This is a genomic window from Planctomycetota bacterium, assembly GCA_039182125.1.
GTDB lineage: Bacteria > Planctomycetota > Phycisphaerae > Tepidisphaerales > Tepidisphaeraceae > JBCDCH01.
In genome coordinates this window covers 1-17,202 of sequence record JBCDCH010000082.1, presented here as the reverse complement: position 1 = coordinate 17,202, position 17,202 = coordinate 1, and the positions used below count along the sequence as shown (strand labels likewise).

The window sequence follows — 17,202 nt, the reverse complement described above, 5'->3', positions numbered from 1 at the left end:
GGAACAAACGACTCGCCCTCGACCCGGCTCAGGTCCAGGAGGTCACGCACAAGATCACCGAGCCGCTTGAGGTGACCGTCGATGATCTCCCGGCAACGCACGATCTGCTGCGTGTCGTTGTCCTCGACGGCGTAGGTCAGCGTCTCGAGCGCGAGCTGCATCGCGCTCACCGGGGTGCGAAGCTCGTGACTCGCGTTGGCGACGAACGCCGTCTTCATCTGAGTGGCACCGGCCAGCTGCGATACGTCGCGCAGTAACAGCAGAACCCCGCCCGCATCCGTCGCGAAAGCCGTTCCCGCGAACACGGTCCGTTTGCCCTCACGCGTCAGCGTCACCTCACGCTCGGCGACACGTTCGACGCTGCGTTTGCGGCCCTTGTCGTACAGCTTGAGCAGCGTGCGCTCCCGGAGGAGCGTGGCAACGGGCTGGCCGATCGCGGTCTCGGGCGCGACTTCGAGCAACTCCGCGGCGGGCCGGTTGACCAGGCGCACCTTGTCGTCCGAGTCGGCCAGCAGCAGCGGGTCCGGCAGTGCGTTAACCAGCGCGGAGAGGTCCGTACGGCGTGCGTCGCCATCGGCGAGCTGTCGGCGGACGGCGTTGGACAGTTGGTTGAGCCGGTGCCCCAACTTGCGGACCGACATCGCGCCGCTCGGCTCGACGTGCAAGTCCCAGTCGCCGCGACGCATCCGCTTCATGTAGCCGCGCAGGTGCCGAATCGGCTCGTCGAACGAAAAGCGGACGTGGTAGTACACCGCAATCGCGGCGATGAGCAGACCGAGGATAAGCCCGAGGGCGAATGACACGACCGTCAGTGTAAACGATCGCCCGGCGGGTCAACCGGCCGAGCCGTTGGCACCACCGACGACCTTGGCCACGAGCAGGGTTTGGTCATCCCCGGCGGGTGCACCGTCGGTGAAATCGTGAACGGCCTGGTTGATCTTCGCAACGACTTGCTTGGCGTCGGGGCCGCACTCTTGAAGCACGCGCTCCAACCGGTCGACGCCGAAATAGTCGCCCTGCTCGCTGCGTGCTTCGGTGATGCCGTCGGTGTAGAGGACCAGCACGTCAGCCTCGCCGAGGCCGACGATGGCGTCCTGGTAGTCCTCGTCTTCGCGGATACCCAAGGGCAGGCCGCGCCCTTCGGCCAGGCAGTAGTTGAGTCCGCCGCAACCGTTGACGACGCACGGCGGCGGGTGGCCGGCGCTGCTGTACTGGAGCGTTTGCTCCTTCGGGTCGTAGATGCCGTAGAACCCGGTGATGAACTGCGCGGTGGCGCGGGTGTAGCGCTTGCAGAGATGGCGGTTGAGGTACTTGAGCACCTTGCTCGGCGGCGTCGGTTCACCCACCGACGTGGTGCCGATCGCGTGGGTGATCGCCGTCATGACCGCGGCCGCGACGCCGTGGCCGGACACGTCGGCGATGAGGATACCGATACGACCGTCCTCAAGTGGCATGAAGTCGTAGAAGTCGCCACCGGCGATTTGCGACGGGCGGTAGTCGACCGCCAGAGACAGTCCGTGTTCGGTCGGCAGCTTCGCCGGGAGCAACGACTGTTGCATCGCGGCGATGGCCGAAACTTCGCGGTCGATCGCCGCCTTGGCCGCTTCGACCTGCTTGTTCGCCTCACGGAGTTCCTGGGTCAACACCAGCGCCCTTGTCGCCCGGCCGAACAGATTGCTCATCCACACCGTACCGGGCAGTTGTTCCTCGTCGAAGCCGTTGGGCTTGACGTTCCATTGCACGACCATGTTCAGCGCGACGCCGTCGTCGAAAAGCGGGATCGCCATCAACGAACGCGCGCCTTCAAGGTATGCATGGGAGGGATCGTCCGGATCAATATGCACGTCGTTCATCACGACCGGCTCATCGCCGTAGAGCAAATCGCCGAGCAAACCCCTGTCGTGTAGCGGCAACTCCTCGGCCTGCGTCCACGGGTTCAACTCCGAGTCCCACACCGACGAGCGCGTCACCCGATACCAAGGCGCTTCGAGATCGCGACGGCTCAGCGAGACGAAACCGTCATTACGCATGATGCTGCGGACCCGCTGGCCGTAGAGGCGGACCATCTCTTGCGGATCGCGGGCCATCGACAGCTCGCGCATCATCTCGGTGATGTAGGAAAGTGACGTGCTATCGCCGGGAAAACGGGCAGCCTGAACAGACGGGGCGTCGGGATCGGGTGGATCTTCGTACGACATGCGTGGCATCCTAGCGTCGGAGACAACGCGCAAGAGGCCACACGACCCGCACAGCCCGGCGTCACGATCCCGATTCGGCTGGCGCAAGCGGATTCGGGTCGAACCGATTCCGAATCGGTCCGGTATCGTTCGTAACCGGCCGTGCTAACGAACCTCCGCATGCTCAAGTTGTTGCCGCTGACGTTCATCGCCGGCGAGGAAGGGTTCACGCTGGCCGCACCGTACATGCTGTTCGTGTTGGCGGTGCTCTACGTGACCCGTCGGAACGCCCCACTACCGAATTAGCCGGATTCACACCGCACGTCGGCTTGCCATCGGATGCGATGTCGCCGATGAATGGGCGCATGTCGCTAGATCTCCGCTGGGTCGGCCCTGAAGCCATGGACGACGTCGCCGACGTTCGCACCCGCGCCTACCGGCCCGGGCCGAGCTACCGGGCCAAAATGTTCGAGCGTTTCGAGATCGGCCGGACGCAGGATGGAGACTTTCTCGTCGCTTACCTCGACGGCCAGCCGATCTCGACCGCCACGTCACTGTCGATGGACATGCACGTCCGAGGCAAGCGGTTGCCCGCACAGGGGGTCGCTTGGGTCGGCACGGACAAGACCCATCGCCGATCCGGCGATGGCGCGGCCACGAGGGTCATGCACCACATGCTCGACAGGGCTCGTGAACGCGGCCAGGTGGTGAGTGCGTTGATGCCTTTCCGTGGCAGCTTCTACGAGCACTTCGGCTACGGCACGGCCGAACGGCTCAATCGCTGGCGCGTGCCATTGTCGATCCTGCCGCGCGGCGATTTCGCCGGGATGCGGTACACGACCGATGCCGACGATGATGCCCTGTTCGATTTGCGTAGCCGTGAGATCGTCGCCGGGCAGTGTGATTGCGACTTCGGTCGGCGCGGGTTCGACTATTGGAAGAAGTCCACCGGCGATCATTTCCGCTTTGGCGACTTCACCGCCGATGGGCGCTGCCGGTCGACCGCGCTCCTCGAAGTCCACGGCAACAAGGCCCCCAGCAACGTCGTCCTCGATCAACACCACTGGGAAAACGACGAGGCATTGTTCCGGCAACTGCGCTGGCTCTCGACCCAGCGCGATCAGCACGGCAACGTCGAACTGCACCTGCCAATCGACGTCCCGCTCGATCTGCTGCTCCGCGAACGCCAACTCCCCCACCGCCCAGTGATCCATGACGTTGCGTTGGTGAAGACCTACAACCGGATGCAAATCCGTGTGTTGGATCACGTGGCCTTCTGCGACGGGTTGGCGACGAAGACGCCGATCAGTGGCAAGGTCATCGTCGGCATCGACGAGCCGGAGGAGACGCGTTCGGTGTTCGCCATCGAAGTCGCCGACGGACGAATCACCGCCGCAGCCTCCGGAGCGACACCGACGGCCACCACCACCGCCGCCAACTGGGCGATGCTCGCCAGCGGCGCGTACACCGCCGCCGACCTGCAACGCTTCGGCCTGCTCGAAGCCGATGCGTCGGCCGTTGCCGTACTCACCGCGTTCAGCGGCGGTCGGGCCCCGTTCTGCAACGACTACTTCTGACGCCGTTGGGCAAGGCACGGGTCATCCCGTACCATTCGGACATGACCGAACCGGCCCGACCCCAGCCAGTGCCGATGCCCGAGGGCGAGCAGATCCTCGGCCACCAGAAGGGCTTTTTCGAGCAGGACTGGGTGCAGAACTATCTGCCGTTCGTCACGAGTCTCACGGTGCATCTCGGCATCATCCTGCTGGGGTTTTTCTTCATCGCATCGGGTGCGGCGACGGTCATCATCAACCAGGTCATCGCAGAGCAAGCCGTCGTGGCCGATGCGGCGTTCGTTGACGATGGTGACGTCGTTGGCGGGATCACGAATCCCGGTCTGATGGACGACCCGACCCGGCAAGCGGCCCAGCTCGTTGATCAAAACGTCGACGAATCCGATGCGTTCAGCGAACAGGCGTCGGACCTCGACGCGTCGCTGATGGAGGCCGGCGAGGACAGTGCAAGCCAGACGGTCTTCGGCCGCGGCGCGGCTCCCGGCCCGCCCGGCGGACTCGGCGGTGGACCCGCGGGCGGCGATCTTGCCCCGTTCGGCCGGCCAGGCGGCGGTCAAGGGCAAGGCCCGCCGTCCAAGGTCTTCGGCAACACTTCCAACCTCCGCAGCGCCATCTTCGTCTGCGATGCGTCCGGCTCGATGGTCGGCGAACGCGCCACGATGCTCAAGCGGGAGTTGTCCAGCACCGTCAACCGCTTTTCGCCGGCACAGTTCTTCAACGTCATCTTCTTCCAAACCGGCCAGCCGCAGGTGCTCAACCGCGGCACCTTGCTCAACGGGTCGACCAACAACAAACGTCTCGTCGACAACTTTCTTTCGACCATCGACTTCTCCGCCGGCACCGACCCGATCCCCGGCCTGCAGGAGGCCTTCCGCCAGCGGCCTCAGCTCATCTGGCTACTGACCGATGGTGACTTTCCCGATCCCGATCGCGTCCTCGAAATCATTCGCGACCTGAACGTCACCGGAGAAACGCAGATCAACACGATCTTGTTCCTCAACGAGGACGAGTCCGCCGAAGCGACCTTGCGCCGCATCGCCCACGAGAACGGCGGCGACTTCAAGAAAATCACCCGGGATCAGATGCGTTAGGCACTTGCTGCGAAGGCGTTTGCCGACATGGCATTTGACCAACGCCGTCCACATCGCCACGATGCCGGACCGATGACGACTCAGCGACACCGAGGGCCGAGCAAGGGCCGTATCTTGCATTTGAGCATCCTGGCGGCCGTGATCATGATCGCCGTCAGCCAGGGCTTCGCGGCAGCGCCAACGCCGGGGGCAGCCGCCGACCCAGGAAGCGAAATCCCGTCCAACCCGTTCCTGCTGCTGCTGCAAAACTCGATCGGCGACCCGATCTCGCTTTTGATCATCGCCCTGAGCGTGGTCGCGGTGACGCTCATCATTCAGGGTGCGCTGCGTATCCGCCGATCCGTGCTGCTACCCGAGGAGTCGACCGCGACGATCCAGGAGATGATCGAGCAGCGGCGGTTCAAGGAACTCATCGAGTTCACCGAAAACGACGATTCGTTCGTCAGCGCCTCTCTCAACCCCGCACTCAAGCGGGCACCGAGCTTCGTGCAGATGCGTGAGGCATTGGAGACGATGGTGGCCGAGGAGACCGCCGAGGAGTTTCGCAAGCTCGAGTACATCAACATCCTCGCAAACGTCGGCCCGCTGCTCGGGCTGATGGGAACGGTGTACGGGATCATGGAAGCGTTCGTCTCCCTCGCCTCCAGCGGCGGCAGCGCCAACCCGGCGGAACTGGCCAGCGGCATCTCGACCGCGTTGGGCACAACGCTGCTTGGTCTGATCCTCGCGGTGCCGTGCTTGGTTGCCTACGGCATCTTCCGCAACCGTGCCGACCGGATCACGACCGAAGGCGCCCTACAGGCTGAGGAGTTCCTGCTGATGATGAAGCCGGAGGAAACCAAGCGTTCGTCGTCATCCGGTCGTTCGTCGACCAGCGCCCAGCCCAAGCCCGCGACCTAAACCGATGCGTCTGCCCAAGCGACATCTCGGCGGCCTCGGTGCACCCAACATCACTCCGTTGTGTGACATCATGCTGTCGCTGTTGATCTTCTTCATGCTCGTCAGCCGGGCCGGCATCGAAACCGGGGCGGACGAAAACCTCGTCCTGCCCGAAGTACTTCAGGGCGTGAAGATCGAGAGCTTCGGCGAGACCGTCACGCTCAACGTCTACGACCTCGAGCTCAACGGCGGCAACCTCGTCACCACCCGCCGGCCGCTCACTTCCACCGACATCGAGCTCACCGCCGGCGGTTCACAGGACGAGTTGGCCGAGTTCCTCACCGCCATCACCAACGAAATCCCGAATCTCAAGCTCATCGTCCGCACCGACCAAACTCTCGAGTACCGCTACGTCGAGCCGGTCCTCCTGGCCGCATCGCAGGCACAGGTCGAGAGCGTCAACTTCGCCGTGGTTGATGCGTCGCAAGGAGGTGGCTCGTGAAGCGTCGTAGCCCGAAGATCGGTCAACAGCAGGACACCGCGCCGAACCTGACGCCGGTGGTCAACATCGCGATGGTGGTACTGGTCGTGTTCATGCTCAGCGCATCGTTCGCGGCGGAAGAACTCTTCTTGCGATCGACGGTGAGCGCGGAAGCACAGGGCGCGGTCGCGCCCGATGAGGATTTCGTGCCGACCGAACCGTTGGAGATTCGCGTGAGTGCGCCCGATGCCGACCGGTTCATCGCCCGCATCGGCGGAAACGTCACCTCCGACACCGAGGAACTCGCCGCGATTCTGACAACGCTGCGTGATCAGGAGATCGCCGTCGGTACCGAGATCGACGACATTCAGGTCATCATCCGCCCCGACGGCAACGTCCCACAGAAGTTCACCATCGCCGTGCAAGAAGCAACGATCCGGGCCGAACTGACGAAAGTGGCTTTTGCGGCCAGTGCCCGCTAATCCGACGCCCGACCGATGAATCTGCCGAGCTTTTCCTTCAACAGCTTGGTCCTAAGATGCCGGCGTGAAGCGTTTGACCGTCGCCTGCCTCGCCGTTTGTGTTTCGACGTTCCCGTTGCTTGCCCAGGAATCGGACGAGTCAGCGGGGCTTGACGCGCTGCCCGAAGACCGGGTGCTGGCCGAGTTGGCAAGCCGCAATCTCGAGACGCTACTCAACCGCGCGTTCGATGAACTCGACGTACCGGAAGACCAACGCAAAGCGTACTCGGTCACCGTCGCGCTGAGCCGACTTCGGGACGATGCGGCGACGATGTCGGTCAACGACAAACGCCGTGCCGTTGCCAGCATCGTGGACGGCATTGACGAGCTTCTGCCAACGATGAACGACCCGCAGCTCCTCGCCGAGCAGGGCAACATCCTCGTCGTCCACGGCATCCTTGACGACGCGTCGGACCTCGAATATTGGGGGCCGAATCCAACGATTCAGGCCCGCCTCCGTCCCACCGTCCAGACGGCCGTCGATCTCTACCAGAAAGCACTCACGATCAGCGAGCTGCGCCTCGCACAACTCGAGAATCAAATCGACGGGCCGACCGATACCGCCGACATCCAGCGGTATCAGCAGATGGACAATCTTTACCGCACGGCCGAATACACCCGGCAGGTGCTCAACTACTACCTCGCGCTCAGCCTCGACTCCGCCGACCCACAGCGGCAGATTCTGGCCGAGAACTTCATGGACTACCTCCGGCCGTTCGTGTCGGTGAACACATCCGGCGAGTTGTACTACGCCAACTTCTTTGGCAAGACATCGATCGTCGCCGGCACCGATTCCGCCCTCGTCGACGGCATCGCGGCGCTCAACGCCGTGATCGATTCGGCACCGACCGACGTCGCCGACAACCCCGACGCCGCGACCTACGCCCGCAGCCAGAAGTACGAAGCCCACTACGCCAAGACCATCGCCCTGCTCGAGTCTGGCGACCTTGCGGCGGCGAAGCTGCAATCGTCCGCCCTGGATCGGTTCGTCACCGCCGAGATGGGCGATGATGACGTGAGCCGGGTTTACGCCGACGTGCTCAAGTATCGGATCGCCGACGCCGAGGCTCGGGACACCCGAAGCGATGAAGCCGCCAAGCGTGCGATCGACATTCTCGCCGACCTCTCCGAGGACTACCCGGCGTTCAGCGCCGTCGTTTCCCAGCAGATGCTCGCCGCCCTGCCGCAGGAGCCGACCCCGGCCCAGATCGACTCGTACAACCGCCTGCAACTCAACGCACTCATCGATCGGGCCGTCGACGATTACAACCTTGCCCGTGCCGAGGAGTCGTACAACCAAACCGAACTCGCCGCCGGCATCGCAGCGGCACGGGAACTGGTCGGCCGAGAGGAGTTGACCGAATCCCAGACCGACACCGCCGCCTGGCGGCTCGCCCTGTTCCTCGCCGCGTCCGCCGAGGAGGCCGCAGCGCTCGATGCGTTCATCGACTATGCCGCGACGTACAAGGACATGAACACCGTCCGCGCCGAGCAGGCGATGCAGCAAGCGATCAACTACATCGCGCGGCTGAGCAATGATCCCACGCTTGCCACGGAGGTCGCCGAGGCCCGCAATCGCTTCCTGCCGATCGCCGTCGATGAGCCGTTCAACTGGATGCAGTTCGCGGTGCCTTACGCCCGGCAGTTGCTCAACTTCGGCGATGTCGACGAAGCAGCCCGTGTGTTGCGACGGATTCCGGAAAGCCATCCCGATTTCGAACGGTCACGTTACTTCCTGCTTCTCGCGGATCGCCGACGGTTGCGTGAGCTACCGGCAGACTCGTCCCTGCACGGCGAACTCGAACGCTCGGTCCAACAGCTCGCCACCACCGTCAGCAGCAACCTCGAAGCCGAGCTCCGCGACGCGACCGGCAGCCGGGCCATCGCACTACGAAGTCGGCTTGCCGGCGTCCGCCTGCAGGTCGCCGAGTCCGCGCTTAACGAACAGGAACAACCCGCCCGCGCCGTCGAAATGCTGCGCGGCATCGAGGACGTCATCACCGGCCTGCCCAACGAGCAGGAACTGCTCGGCAACGCTTTGTTCTACCGGTTCCGCGCGTTGGCCGCTCTGGGCAACTACGAGGAGGCGACTGACGAGCTTCTCCGTTACGTCGAACAAGCTGGCCCCGAACGTGGGACGGCGATCGTCTTCACCTTCCTGCAGACGCTCGACGCCGAGTTCGCCGAGGCCAAGCGCCTCGACCGCCGGCCGCAGATGCAGTCGCTCTCCGAAGCCCGCGTCGCGCTCACCCCGCAGTTGATCACGTTCGCCGAAAAAGCCGGGCTGGACTCGGCGGTCTACACCTATCGCCGTTACGACGCCGACAGCCGCCGTATCGCCGCCGAGGTTGCCGCCGACCCTGCCCGCCGCGACGAACTGCTCCGCGACGCGTTGGCCAAGTTCGAGTTCCTCGAAACCGCCGAGCAGGAACAGCAATGGCGTACGACCAACACCAGATCGTTCGACCGCTACGACCCGGTGCTCGTCTTCGGCATCGCACGAACGCAGCACGCCCTCGGGAACTTTGACGCTTCCCGCGATCGGTTCGGCCGACTCCTGCAAGACAAAGTCCTCGGCCGACCCGTCGAAGCCAAGCCCGATCCCGAGACCGGCGAGATCGTGCAGGTCTACAACGACGAGTACTGGGAAGCCTACCTCAAGTGGTACCGCGCCAAGCAACGACTGGACGACATCGGTGAACGCGACCTTCAGGAGCTGCGACGCACGTTCATTCGCTACGGCGATCAGGCGGGCGGCCCCGCGTGGGCTGATGACTTCGAAGATCTACGTGACGATCTCTTGCCGGACATGCGGTAGCTCAATAGCCGACGACGCCGACCTCGAACCGAACGGTGCGGCTCGTATCGCCCGACGGCTCGGTGCCGATCGCGCGAACGCGTTGCGGCTCCAGCCCGGCAGCCCGCAGGTACTCTGCCGCATTCTCCGCACGCGCGTCGGCTAGCCTCCGGTTCGCCTCGGTATCACCCCGGCTGCTCGCGCTTCCGACGACACGCACATAAAACTGCGGGAAACTCCGCAGCGTCTCGGCCAGCCGATCGAGCGCCGCTTTGCTCGAACCCGTCAGGTCCGAGCGACCGGGAAAGAACACGAGTCGATCGACTTGCAAGGTCCCGACCGAACGCAGTTGCTGCCATTGCGCTTCGCTCAGCTCGGCGACCTCGCGGCGATCGATGCCGTCGCGGGTCACGCCGGGATGAAAGTCATCGACACGAAGTTTTGCAAGCACGCCGTCGTAGTACCACGCCGCCGGGTCACCATCGGTCGGATCACCGTCGAGCGCGCCGGTGCGTTGCAGGACGCGGTTGAGTTGACGAATGACCGTGTCGAGCGTTGGCACCGCCGGGTCCGGTTCGACACCGAAGTACGCGTAGTTGGCAAGCATCGGCTGGAAGCGAATACCGTCGGCAATCCGGTCGGCCTGGGCGTCGGTGATCCGCGTCCCGGTCCGCTCGGCGTCGCGGCCGATGAGTCCCGCCAAGCCACTCGACCGCGCATCGTACAACGCCCGCTGGTACGCCCGGACGAACTCGGTCACGACCGCTTCGTTCCGCAGCAGCCAGTCACGATTGACCACCAACACGTCGACGATGTACCCCTGAAAATCACCTGAATCGAGCAAGACGCCAACGCCGTCCACTTCGAGCGCCCGACTGAGTTGCGGCTCCCATAGGACAAACGCCTGCCGCGTTGAGCGGTCGGCCGACCGCAATCTGGACAACACGTCATCCGCGCCGTCGGCGGGCACGATGTCCACCCCTTCGATGTCGAACGACGCTTGCACGACGCGGGCGAGTGTCTCGCTCGGCGAGGCCGGCGTGAGCACGATCTGTCCACCGGCCAGCGCGTCGAGGTCAGGCACGGCGTCGGTGTAAGCGACCATCGCGTCAGCACCGACGGTTTCGTCGATGACCATCACGATTGTCGCCGGCATTCGACCAAGGTCCGCCGCGGTCGTGAGCAACGCGTCGACCGTGAAGACGGCCATCGGCGTGTCGCCATTGTCCAGGGTGCGTAGCCGCTTCTCGTAGTCGGCCGCGTCATCGACGAGTTCGAGGTCGATACCCGCCGCGGCGAGATCGGCTTGAAACGTCGGGTCACGCAAGACCGCGTATCCGCTGAACGAATCGAGCGCGAGCCGGACGTCGATCCGTTCGCCGCCGCGACTCGGGCTCGCGCTGCCGGTGAGCCGACGCTTGAGCGCGGCGGTCGCGTTGCGGTACTCCTCGATTGTCGCATCCCCGGGCAGTCGTTCGACGGACTCGCCCCGCGCCTCGGCCTGCTCGACGACATCGACGTACGCCGATTGAGCCTCGTCGTATGCCGCCGCTTTGGCAAACTGCGGATGCACGATGAACCGGTACGCGAGCGCGATGACCACGACCACGGCAATCCAGACCGCTGCGATCGTGACCCACTTGGCACCTGACGTTTTCGCCATGCCTCGGTTGTAACCGAAAGTGGTCGCGTGCTGCCACCGATTACTCGCTGTCGGCCGACGCGATCCAGTCCAACGACACGAAGAACGCTTCGATCTCGCCGCAGACGAGTCGGAAGTACCGCTCGCCGTCGGGCTGTCGTCCACGATTGAAAAAGCCGTGATCGGCACCGGGATAGATCACGAGTTCGCTGCGTACGCCGACTACCCGTTGCTCGTCGCGGAAGCGTTCGGCGGTGGCCACGGGGATGAGCTTGTCCTCGTCACCAAGCAACACGATCGTCGGGGGCATGTCCGCATTGATGCTGTGCAGCGGCGAAAACGCTTCGTACCGATCACCAATCCGGTCGTGCCCATAGCCATCGGGGCTGTTGTCGTAGACCGGATTGAGCAGCACCAGCGCGTCGGGGACCGGATCGATCGCGGCGTCGGTTTCCGGTGAGAAGGTGGCGGGGTCGATCGTGGCGAGAGCGGCCGCGAGATGACCGCCGGCCGAACCGCCACCGGCGGCGAGCCGCTCGGGATCGATGCCCATGTCCACGGCGTTGGCACGGACGTAACGAAACGCGGCAAACGCATCGTCCACGGACTCGAACGGCGTCGTGCCGTGCCGCTCGGACACGCGATACTCCGGGCAGATGACAACCATGCCACGGGCAGCGAGGAACCGGGCATAAGCGTGAAACTGCTGGGGTCGGCCTTTCATCCAACCGCCGCCGTGAAACAACACGACCGCGGGCCGGGCCACTCCGGCTTCATCGCCGACCGGCTCGAATATCTCCAAAGCGAGCGGGCCTTGCGGCGTTTCGCGGTAGACCACCGTTGTCATCGGCTTCGACTCCGGTTCCGCTTTCACGTTTGCCCGCGCGGTGTCCGCAGGCGACGCGGCGATAAGTACGCAGCCGATCGTGACAACGCAAAGGCAAACGAACGTGCGCATGATTTTGAGCGTCATCGCTCGCATCATCCGGCAAACACGTTGCCGATCAAATCTTGATGTTGCATACTTGAGTCGCGGCCCGAGTTCGGGGATGGTCCGAGCCGCATGAACGACTCGGATGAACAGACGTTGGACAAGGCACGCATCGGTTTGGTCGGACTCGGTGGATACTCGGCGGAAGTTCTCAAACTGCTGCGGGAAGCGGAAGCCAGTGAGGATGGACTGACCCGGCTCACGGACGTGTTCGTACCCGACCCACAGAACCACGAAGCAACGCTGGCCGAGCTTGGCGATGCCGGCTGCGTGGTCCATGAGTCGTTCGATGCACTGCTCGCGAGCGAAGCCGAGGCGGTGTGGCTGCCGGTGCCGATCCACCTTCATCGGCCCATGACCGAGGCGACGTTGGCGGCAGGCAAAACCGTCATGCTCGAGAAACCGGTCGCCGGGTGCATCGACGATCACGACGCGCTCATGCGTGCCGAGGCAGCTTCGGAGGCGGCGGTGCTCATCGGATTCCAGGATGTCTATCGGCCGATATCGTCGAGTCTGAAAGCGCGGCTGCTTGCCGGGGAGTTCGGAACCCCGACGCACGCCACCGTGCTCGGGCTCTGGCCGAGGCCGCAGTCGTACTACGACCGCAACAACTGGGCCGGTGCCATGCGGCGAGACGGGACTTGGGTGCTCGACAGTCCGCTCAACAATGCGATGGCCCACTACGTGAACATCGCCCTGTTCTTACTCGGGCCAGCTCAAGAAACTGCCGCGGCGATCAGCCATGTGACCGCCGATCTTCTTCGGGCGCGGCATGACATCGAGAACTTCGACACCTGCTCGCTACGTGCCGGCCTGAAACGCGGTAACAACGAGCTCAGCCTGGTCGTCAACTACAGCCATGCGATCGACACCAACATCCAGCCGCACATCACGATCGACACCGATCGTGGCGTGCTGGAGTTTGCCTTCAATGGCGCTGCGACGTTCACGCCAAACCAGGGCGACATGACGAACTTAAACCCGGACGAGAACCGCAACCCGCGACCGCCGATGGCCAAGGCGCTGGCGCGGGCCGTCCGAGGGCAGCCCCAGACCGGCGCTACCGCCACACTCGCCAACGCACGTGCCCACACGCTGCTGGTCAGCGCGGTCTCCCAAGCCGCCGAGATCGTCGACATCCCCGCCGAACAGGTGACCGCTCATCAACAAGACGACCGGGTGTTCCTGCGTGTCACACGACTCGCCGAGTATTTGCGGGAAGCAACCGGTGCCCGCAAGACACTTGCCGAGCTTGGTACGGACTTGCCGAGCCGGCCGGGCTCCCTTGATGGCTTGGAAAACTACACCCATTTCGCCGGTCCGAAGAACGGGCGTGTTTAAACCACGAGCGCCTGATCCTCGCACGCCTGGATGGCTTCGCCGACGAGGTAGAAGCTGCCGGTGATGCAGATGAGGTCCTCCTTCGCGACGGCCCGACGGGCGATCGACATCGCGCCACTGAGATTGTCGGCAACCTGACAGACTTTGCCGAACTTCTCCTGGTAACGCTTGGCCAGATCGCGCGGATCGGCCCCGCGGACGGAGTCGATGCCACAGAAGATGACCTTGTCGGCCCCGCACGCGAGCTTGGCGAGCATGCCGTCGATGTCCTTGTCGCTACAGCAGCCGAAGATGGTCACCAGCGAGTCGTAGGTGATGTGCTGGCCGATCGCGCGGAGCACCGTGTCGATCGACGCGGCGTTGTGGGCGCAGTCGACGATGATGCGCGGCGTGCGGTGGATGATCTGCATCCGCCCGGGCAGCTCGACGTGGTGCATCGCGTCCATGACCGCCCTGTCGTCGAACTCGTACCCGAGTTGCTTGAGCTGGTCGATGACGGCCAGTGCCAGAGAACAGTTGAGCGCTTGGTGTTCGCCGACGAGCGGAACGGGAAAGTGCTCGAAGTCCGAGTGCGGCGTGTGCAGGCAAAGGTAGTTGTGCTTAGCCGGCGGATCGACGCCGAGGGTTCGGCTGGCGGCGAACCGGTAGGAAAAGTCGAGTTCGTCGCCGAGCACAGAGAGCTCGACGCCCTTCTCCTTCGCCACGCGGCGCAGGGCTTTCTTCGCCTCGTCGTCCTGCGGGACGCTCACGGCGGGAACGCCCTTCTTGAAAATGCCGGCCTTCTCGGTGGCGATCTTGCCGAGCGTGTTGCCCAGTTGGGCCATGTGGTCGTACGAGATGCCGGTGATGGCGGAGACCAACGGCGTGACGACGTTCGTCGAGTCGAGCCGACCGCCGAGTCCGGTCTCGATCACGGCGATGTCGACCCCCTGGTTCGCGAAGTGCAGGAACGCGACGGCGGTTAGCGCATCAAAGTAGCTGACCCGGCCGTGCCCGTTCTCGCAGTGGGGAGCGACTTGGGCGATGAGTCGGGTGAACTCGGCTTGGCTGATCATCTCGCCGTCGATCGTGAACCGCTCGCGAATGTCGACCAGGTGGGGCGACGAGTAGACGCCGACCCGCAGACCATTGGCCCGAAGCATCGCGGCGATCATCGTCGCGGTCGAGCCTTTGCCCTTGGTACCGGCGAGGTGGATGGTCTTGATCTTGTCGTGCGGGTTGCCGACGTCGTCGAGCAGGTCATGCATTCGCCGCAAGTCGAACGTCCGCTCGTCATAGCGAACGATCCGGCGGCGCTCGACGTCGTTGAGGCTCGCGAGGAACTTCATCGCCCGCGCCAGCGTGGTGATCGGCTCGCTGTGAGCTTCCGCAACCGCAGCGGTGCGGCGTTTGGCGGTCTTTCGCACGGGGGCTTTTGCCTTCGCGGCACCCTTGCCCGCTGCTTTTCCGGGCGAAGATTTGCCGGTTTTCCCGGCAGGCTTGGCGGCAGCGGCGCGGCCTGAGACGGCAGGAGACCGGCGTTTGGTCGTTTTTTTCACGGTGTCGGGCTTCTTCGCCGAAGATCGGCGGGTCGATTTGGAACGGTCGGGCCGGTTACCGGACGTAGATCGAGACGTACGGCTGGCCATGCCTACGAGCATAGCAATATGTCCAACTTCGTTCAATACGACAGGTTAGCCGCGTCAGGCGCGATTCGGACCGCCACGAGGCGTACAGTGCCCGCCGTAAGCCCATGCCCACCGCTTCATCGCAACAATCTGCCGACACCGCCCCCGCCGACGGAGATGTCCGGTCCGTCGCGTTCGTCTCGCTCGGCTGCCCGAAGAACCTCGTCGACTCCGAGCGCATGCTCGGCCTGCTCGCCGAGGACGGCATCGCCGTCACGCCCGATCACGACGAGGCCGACGCGATCGTCATCAACACCTGCGGCTTCCTGGAAGCGTCCAAGGAAGAGTCGATGGCCGAGATCAACGAGGCGATCGCCCGCAAGGAGGCCGGGCTTTGCAAGCGCGTCGTCGTGGCCGGCTGCCTAGTCCAGCGGCACAAGACCAAGCTCCTCGCCGACGCCCCCGGCATCGACCGCCTCGTGGGCGTGTTCGACCGCGACCACATCGTCGACGCCGTGCGCGGCGAGCGGCCGGAGGTGGACCACTTCCTCGGGAGATACCACGCGCTGTCGGACGACGCGAAGCCTGCTGCGGAGTTCGCGGCGGGCGATGAATCCAAGGCGGCAGCGCTGCTCCGCAAACAGGCCGAGGGCAAGCGCGGGCAACGGCTCGCCGTCTTCGAGAACGATCGCGGTCGGCTACGCCTCACGCCCCGCCACTACGCGTACCTCCGCATGTCCGAGGGCTGCAATCAGGGCTGCGGCTTCTGCACCATCCCGTCAATCCGCGGGCCCATGCGGTCCAAGCCGGTCGACCACATCGTCACCGAGGCCAAGGAACTCGCCGCCGACGGCGCGGTCGAGCTGCTGCTGATCGGGCAGGACACCACCAGCTACGGCACCGACATCGGCTACGCCCCCGGCCTCGCCGGCCTGCTCCGGGAACTCGATCGCAATCTCACCGACGTCGCGTGGGTCCGGCTCATGTACGCCTACCCGTCGTGCTTCACCGACGAGATGATCGACACGATCGCCCGTTGTCGCCGCGTGCTCCCATACATCGACATGCCGCTCCAGCACATCAACTCCGATGTGCTAGCTCGCATGAAACGCAAGGTCACCCGCGAGGAAACGACCACGCTCCTGCACAAGCTGCGCGAACGAATCCCCGGCATCGCGATCCGCACGACTTTCATTGCAGGCTCTCCCGGCGAGACCGAGGCCGAGCATCAGGAACTCGTCGAGTTCGTCCGCGAGTTCGGCTTCGACATGATGGGCGTGTTCCCCTACTCCCCCGAGCCCGGCACGCCGATGGGACGCATGGCCGATCAGATCGACGAGGACACCAAGCAACGCCGACTCGACGAGCTCATGCTCGCCCAGCAGGAAGTGGCCTTCGCTCGCGCCGAGTCCATGCTCGGCTCCACGCAGGAAGTGCTCATCGACAGCTGTGAGGGCGACGTCGACGAGGGCGGCAAGCTCTACATCGCCCGCACCTACCGCCAGGCCCCGGACATCGACAGCGTCACCTACGTCCACGACCCGGCCGGCGAGCTCCACCCCGGCCAGTTCGTCGACGTCGAGCTCACCGACTTCCAAAACTACGACCACGTCGCCAAGGTCGCGGTGAAGAAGGCCAAATCGTTGTCGGTGATCTCGTAACTTGGGCCCGCCTGACTTACAGCCCGGCGAGTTCGATGATGAAGATCGCTTCGTCCTCGACGGTGGTAAGGCCGTCGAAAGTGTCCTCGAAGAACCCGGCGACACCGATCATGCCGTCGCGGATCAGAACCGACTGGCCGTAGTCGTCGCCGACGCCCCCAAAGCTGACTGCACCCCCGAAGCGCCCGTCCACGTCGAGGCGGACGACGTAGGTGTCGTAGCTGAACGCGTCACGGTCGCCGGTGTTCGCATCGTCGTCGCCGAGCGTGTCGTCGTCGCCGCGGGTGCTGGTGAGCTTGAACTGATCGGTGGACGGGTCGAAGTCGGCGGTGCCGAAGAACCCGCCGGTGAGGATCGGCTCGCCGGTATCGTTGGTGGTGAGATCGCCGATGGTTTCAAAGCCCGAGCCGCCGAGTTGCTTGGTCCAGAGCAACGACCCG

The 17,202-nt window shown here is 64.4% G+C and carries 15 protein-coding genes; 9 read left to right on the top strand and 6 right to left on the bottom strand.

Features of this window, described 5'->3' with window-relative positions:
* A partial coding sequence (locus AAGD32_16185; protein MEM8875786.1) for a histidine kinase dimerization/phospho-acceptor domain-containing protein occupies positions 1-803 on the bottom strand: 803 nt, incomplete at its 3' end.
* Positions 804-833: 30 nt separating this feature from the next.
* Entirely contained in the window at positions 834-2,198 is a 1,365-nt protein-coding gene (locus AAGD32_16180; protein ID MEM8875785.1) for a GAF domain-containing SpoIIE family protein phosphatase, read from the bottom strand.
* A gap of 159 nt (positions 2,199-2,357) precedes the next feature.
* Here AAGD32_16180 and AAGD32_16175 point away from each other — a divergent pair, with 159 nt between their 5' ends.
* The 7 genes from AAGD32_16175 to AAGD32_16145 all read left to right on the top strand — a co-directional run bounded on the left by AAGD32_16175 (position 2,358) and on the right by AAGD32_16145 (position 9,541).
* Positions 2,358-2,483, top strand: coding sequence for a hypothetical protein (locus AAGD32_16175; GenBank protein ID MEM8875784.1), 126 nt, complete (start codon positions 2,358-2,360; stop codon positions 2,481-2,483).
* A gap of 59 nt (positions 2,484-2,542) precedes the next feature.
* On the top strand, positions 2,543-3,754 hold the full coding sequence (locus tag AAGD32_16170) for a GNAT family N-acetyltransferase (protein ID MEM8875783.1): 1,212 nt from the start codon (positions 2,543-2,545) through the stop codon (positions 3,752-3,754).
* A gap of 41 nt (positions 3,755-3,795) precedes the next feature.
* Positions 3,796-4,842, top strand: a complete 1,047-nt coding sequence (locus AAGD32_16165) for a hypothetical protein (protein MEM8875782.1) — start codon at positions 3,796-3,798, stop codon at positions 4,840-4,842.
* Between the two features lie 144 nt (positions 4,843-4,986).
* Complete coding sequence (locus tag AAGD32_16160; GenBank protein MEM8875781.1) at positions 4,987-5,742, top strand: MotA/TolQ/ExbB proton channel family protein; 756 nt, start codon at positions 4,987-4,989, stop codon at positions 5,740-5,742.
* Between the two features lie 4 nt (positions 5,743-5,746).
* Entirely contained in the window at positions 5,747-6,223 is a 477-nt protein-coding gene (locus tag AAGD32_16155; protein MEM8875780.1) for a biopolymer transporter ExbD, read from the top strand.
* Positions 6,220-6,684, top strand: a complete 465-nt coding sequence (locus AAGD32_16150) for a biopolymer transporter ExbD (GenBank protein ID MEM8875779.1) — start codon at positions 6,220-6,222, stop codon at positions 6,682-6,684. The genes AAGD32_16155 and AAGD32_16150 overlap by 4 nt, the downstream gene beginning before the upstream one ends.
* 64 nt (positions 6,685-6,748) lie before the next feature.
* Complete coding sequence (locus AAGD32_16145; protein MEM8875778.1) at positions 6,749-9,541, top strand: hypothetical protein; 2,793 nt, start codon at positions 6,749-6,751, stop codon at positions 9,539-9,541.
* 1 nt (position 9,542) lies between these two features.
* On the opposite strand, the gene AAGD32_16140 is transcribed toward AAGD32_16145, so the two are convergent.
* Together AAGD32_16140 and AAGD32_16135 are read right to left on the bottom strand one after the other, a co-directional pair.
* Positions 9,543-11,183, bottom strand: coding sequence for a phosphate ABC transporter substrate-binding/OmpA family protein (locus AAGD32_16140; GenBank protein MEM8875777.1), 1,641 nt, complete (start codon positions 11,181-11,183; stop codon positions 9,543-9,545).
* A gap of 40 nt (positions 11,184-11,223) precedes the next feature.
* Positions 11,224-12,135, bottom strand: coding sequence for an alpha/beta hydrolase (locus tag AAGD32_16135; GenBank protein ID MEM8875776.1), 912 nt, complete (start codon positions 12,133-12,135; stop codon positions 11,224-11,226).
* Between the two features lie 90 nt (positions 12,136-12,225).
* On the opposite strand from AAGD32_16135, the gene AAGD32_16130 reads away from it, so the two are divergent.
* On the top strand, positions 12,226-13,494 hold the full coding sequence (locus tag AAGD32_16130) for a Gfo/Idh/MocA family oxidoreductase (protein MEM8875775.1): 1,269 nt from the start codon (positions 12,226-12,228) through the stop codon (positions 13,492-13,494).
* On the opposite strand, the gene AAGD32_16125 is transcribed toward AAGD32_16130, so the two are convergent.
* Entirely contained in the window at positions 13,491-14,900 is a 1,410-nt protein-coding gene (locus tag AAGD32_16125; protein MEM8875774.1) for a folylpolyglutamate synthase/dihydrofolate synthase family protein, read from the bottom strand. The genes AAGD32_16130 and AAGD32_16125 overlap by 4 nt on opposite strands.
* Positions 14,901-15,226: 326 nt before the next feature.
* Between AAGD32_16125 and rimO the strand changes: the two genes are divergently transcribed.
* Complete coding sequence (gene rimO, locus AAGD32_16120) at positions 15,227-16,762, top strand: 30S ribosomal protein S12 methylthiotransferase RimO (protein ID MEM8875773.1); 1,536 nt, start codon at positions 15,227-15,229, stop codon at positions 16,760-16,762.
* Between the two features lie 16 nt (positions 16,763-16,778).
* Here rimO and AAGD32_16115 read toward each other — a convergent pair.
* A partial coding sequence (locus AAGD32_16115; protein MEM8875772.1) for a hypothetical protein occupies positions 16,779-17,202 on the bottom strand: 424 nt, incomplete at its 5' end.

Coding starts and splice junctions, on each gene's coding strand:
- AAGD32_16180 (MEM8875785.1), bottom strand. CDS start 2,198: ATGTCGTACGAAGATCCACCCGATCCCGACGCCCCGTCTGTTCAGGCT.
- AAGD32_16175 (MEM8875784.1), top strand. CDS start 2,358: ATGCTCAAGTTGTTGCCGCTGACGTTCATCGCCGGCGAGGAAGGGTTC.
- AAGD32_16170 (MEM8875783.1), top strand. CDS start 2,543: ATGTCGCTAGATCTCCGCTGGGTCGGCCCTGAAGCCATGGACGACGTC.
- AAGD32_16165 (MEM8875782.1), top strand. CDS start 3,796: ATGACCGAACCGGCCCGACCCCAGCCAGTGCCGATGCCCGAGGGCGAG.
- AAGD32_16160 (MEM8875781.1), top strand. CDS start 4,987: ATGATCGCCGTCAGCCAGGGCTTCGCGGCAGCGCCAACGCCGGGGGCA.
- AAGD32_16155 (MEM8875780.1), top strand. CDS start 5,747: ATGCGTCTGCCCAAGCGACATCTCGGCGGCCTCGGTGCACCCAACATC.
- AAGD32_16140 (MEM8875777.1), bottom strand. CDS start 11,183: ATGGCGAAAACGTCAGGTGCCAAGTGGGTCACGATCGCAGCGGTCTGG.
- AAGD32_16135 (MEM8875776.1), bottom strand. CDS start 12,135: ATGACGCTCAAAATCATGCGCACGTTCGTTTGCCTTTGCGTTGTCACG.
- AAGD32_16130 (MEM8875775.1), top strand. CDS start 12,226: ATGAACGACTCGGATGAACAGACGTTGGACAAGGCACGCATCGGTTTG.
- rimO (MEM8875773.1), top strand. CDS start 15,227: ATGCCCACCGCTTCATCGCAACAATCTGCCGACACCGCCCCCGCCGAC.